Here is a 3,051-nt window from a genome sequence, read left to right as displayed (position 1 = left end):
AGGATGTCTTGGAGGACAAACCTCTTCTACAGCAGCTCCGCTGCCTCGTTCACGGGCCTTGACGAACAGCCCCCGCCCTTAACTGAACGGCGTTGCTCCTAGACGTCGGTGTCCCTGGGCCGGCGGCCGAACTGCTCGTCGAGGACGGACAGCCGGCGCCAGTACTCGTCCTCGTCGATCTCGCCGGAGGCGAAGCGGCGGCCCAGCATCGCGATGGGGGAGTGTTCCCCGTGCGCCGCCCGGGCCTGCCACGGCCCGCCCCGCCGGCCGCGCCACACGGTGCGGCGCAGGACGGTGAGGGTGCCGATGACGACGGCCGCCCAGATCAGCGGGAAGAACAGGATCCACGGGCCGGGCCCGGCGTAGGCCAGCGTGTTCATGAGGGTCATCTCCTCGGGGAGTGATGGTCTGTGGCTCCCTTCGAGACTCGCGCCCGCGGCCCCCCGGGTCGTCGTACGGCCGGCGGCACCCGGGGTACCACCGGGGGAGTACGCCCCGCCGCGACGAGCGGCCGGGTTCAGTCCAGCCAGCCCGGCCGCACCAGTCCCGACTCGTAGGCCAGGACCACCAGCTGCGCCCGGTCCCGGGCGCCCAGTTTGACCATCGCCCGGCTGACGTGGGTCTTCGCGGTGAGGGGGCTGACGACGAGGCGCCGGGCGATCTCCTCGTTCGACAGCCCCAGGCCGACGAGCGCCATGACCTCGCGCTCCCGCTCGGTCAGCCGGTCCAGCTCCGCCGCCGGCCCCGGCTCGCGGGACCGGGCCGCGAACTCGGCGATCAGGCGCCGCGTCACCCCCGGGGAGAGCAGCGCGTCCCCCCGGTGCACGGCGCGCACCGCGCGCAGCAGCTCGGCCGGCTCGGTGTCCTTGACGAGGAATCCGGAGGCCCCGGCGCGCAGCGCGTCGAAGACGTACTCGTCCAGCTCGAAGGTGGTCAGCACCACCACGCGGACCTCCGCGAGCGCCGGGTCCGCGGTGATCCGCCGGGTCGCGCCCAGACCGTCGAGCACCGGCATCCGCACGTCCATCAGGACGATGTCGGGCCGCAGCTCCCCGGCGAGCCGCACCGCCTCCGCCCCGTCCCCGGCCTCGCCCGCGACCTCGATGTCGTCCTGGGCGTCCAGCAGCGCCCGGAACCCGGCGCGGACCAGCAGCTGGTCGTCGGCGAGCAGTACCCGGATCACGCGCCGTCCCTCCTCGTGTCCCGCGGGAGCGGTAGCACCGCCCGGACCTCGAATCCGCCCGCGGGCCGCGGACCGGCCTCGATCGTGCCACCCAGGGCCGCCGCCCGCTCCCGCATCCCGGTCAGCCCGGTGCCGCTGCCGCCGGCGTCCCCGCCGGTCGCCGGGCCGTCGTCGGCCACGGTCAGCTCCAGCGCGTCCCGGGTGCGGACGACGCGCACGCGCGCGGTGCGGGCAGCGGAGTGGCGCACGACGTTGGTCAGCGCCTCCTGGACGATCCGGAAGGCGGCGAGGTCGGCCCCCGGCGGCAGCGCCCCGCCCGGCGTCCCGGTCCGCTCGACCTCGACGCTGAGGCCGGCCGCCGCGGCCTGCTCGACCAGCTCCGGCAGCCGGTCCAGGCCTGGTGCGGGCGACCGGGGGGCCGCCCCCGGGGTGCGCAGCGCGTCCAGGACCTGGCGCACCTCGCCGAGGGCCTCCTTGCTGGCGGCCTTGATCGTGGTCAGTGCGGTACGGGCCTGCTCCGGGTCCGTGTCGAGCAGCGCCAGCCCGACGCCGGCCTGGACGTTGATCACGGAGATGCTGTGCGCGAGGACGTCGTGCAGCTCGCGGGCGATCCGCAGCCGCTCCTGGTCCGCCCGGCGCCGGGCCGCCGCGGCCCGCTCGGCCCGCTCCCGGGCCCACCGCTCCCGCCGTGCGCGCACCAGCTCGGCCGCGGCGAACAGCGCGACCACCCACGCGACCGTCCCGAGCTCCCCGGTCCAGGGCCGGGGTCCGTCCCCGGCGGGCGGCAGCCAGCGGTACAGCCAGTGCGCGATCGCCAGGTGCCCCGCCCAGAGCAGCCCCACCGCCGCCCAGGCGGCGTACCGGTGGCCCGCCGCCACGGCGGTGAGGGCCGCGACCGCGACGGCGACGAAGACCGGGCCGTACGGGTAGCCCAGCGCGAGGTACGCCAGCGTCACGGCGCACACCGCGAAGACGACCGCCACGGGGCGGTGGCTCCGCCACAGCAGCAGCGCGGGCCCGAGGGCCAGCAGCACGCGTGCGGTGGCGTCGAGGGGGCGGGCGTCCGGCTGGACGTGTGCGGCCCAGGTCGATCCCAGCTCGGCCACCACGCCCACCACCACGGGCGTCCGGACGCCCGCCCCCGGCCTCCCGCCCGGCCGGCTCGGGTCCGCCGCCCGGTCCCGGACCCCCCACCTCCGGCGCCGTCCGCCGCCACCGCGGCGGTCCTGGGGTCCGAGCGGTCCGCCGAGGTCGGCGGGCGCGGTGGCGGCGTCCCCCTCGAGGGCCCGCGGCCCCCGCCGACGCCGCCGGGGCCGGCCGCCCGCTTCGTCGTGCTGCGCGCCGTTCGGCCGCTGGTCCTCCATGCGGCCACGCTAGACCGGGCCCGCGGGTCCGGTCGTCACCCGAGCGACGTGATCACCCGTACTCCCGCGGGAGTACGTGAGCGTTCCGGCCGCGGGGTCGTTCCGGCCGCGGGGCCGTACCGGGCACGGGGGCGCGCCGACGGGGTGTTCGGAGCGAGGGGCGCTGATACCACCCAAAGGGGCCGTTACGCACCCCGGGGTGGCCGTTGGCTCCCGCGTGGACCAGTGGATCGCGATCAGGATGGGCCATTGGTACAGGTGAGCCCGGTCGAGTTGAGCCACCACCCCTTTAGGTGTTTATCCTTGGCCTATCCATGCATCAGGCGGCGCCGCAGCGCCGGACGGCAACGACGCCTCCGGACCGCGGCGCTTTCGTCGTGCCTCCGCGCCCCCACCACCCCCGGGGGGGCGGCCCCCCCCCCCCCCCCCCCCCCCCGGGGGGGGCGCCCCCCCGGGGGGGGGTTGGGGGGGGGCCCCCCCCCCGCGCCGGGGGGGGGGGGGCCC

Annotated in this window: 3 protein-coding genes; all 3 read right to left on the bottom strand. The window is 77.2% G+C overall.

Going from position 1 to position 3,051, the window contains the following annotated elements; genetic code table 11:
• Nucleotides 1–98 precede the first annotated feature (98 nt).
• Nucleotides 99–380, bottom strand: a complete 282-nt coding sequence (locus tag ACIQCH_RS25230; protein ID WP_402584411.1) for an SHOCT domain-containing protein — start codon at nucleotides 378–380, stop codon at nucleotides 99–101.
• A 137-nt stretch (nucleotides 381–517) separates the two neighbouring features.
• Complete coding sequence (locus ACIQCH_RS25225) at nucleotides 518–1,183, bottom strand: response regulator (RefSeq protein WP_402584409.1); 666 nt, start codon at nucleotides 1,181–1,183, stop codon at nucleotides 518–520.
• On the bottom strand, nucleotides 1,180–2,547 hold the full coding sequence (locus ACIQCH_RS25220; protein WP_402584407.1) for a sensor histidine kinase: 1,368 nt from the start codon (nucleotides 2,545–2,547) through the stop codon (nucleotides 1,180–1,182). Before ACIQCH_RS25220 ends, ACIQCH_RS25225 begins: the two co-directional genes overlap by 4 nt.
• Nucleotides 2,548–3,051 lie beyond the last annotated feature (504 nt).

The organism is Streptomyces sp. NPDC093225, assembly GCF_044753805.1.
In the GTDB taxonomy this organism is placed as follows: domain Bacteria; phylum Actinomycetota; class Actinomycetes; order Streptomycetales; family Streptomycetaceae; genus Streptomyces.
This window is presented reverse-complemented; position numbering and strand designations above follow the sequence as displayed.

Bases quoted from the DNA above. Each gene is read 5' to 3' on its own strand.
- ACIQCH_RS25220 (WP_402584407.1), bottom strand. From the start codon at position 2,547: ATGGAGGACCAGCGGCCGAACGGCGCGCAGCACGACGAAGCGGGCGGC.
- ACIQCH_RS25230 (WP_402584411.1), bottom strand. From the start codon at position 380: ATGAACACGCTGGCCTACGCCGGGCCCGGCCCGTGGATCCTGTTCTTC.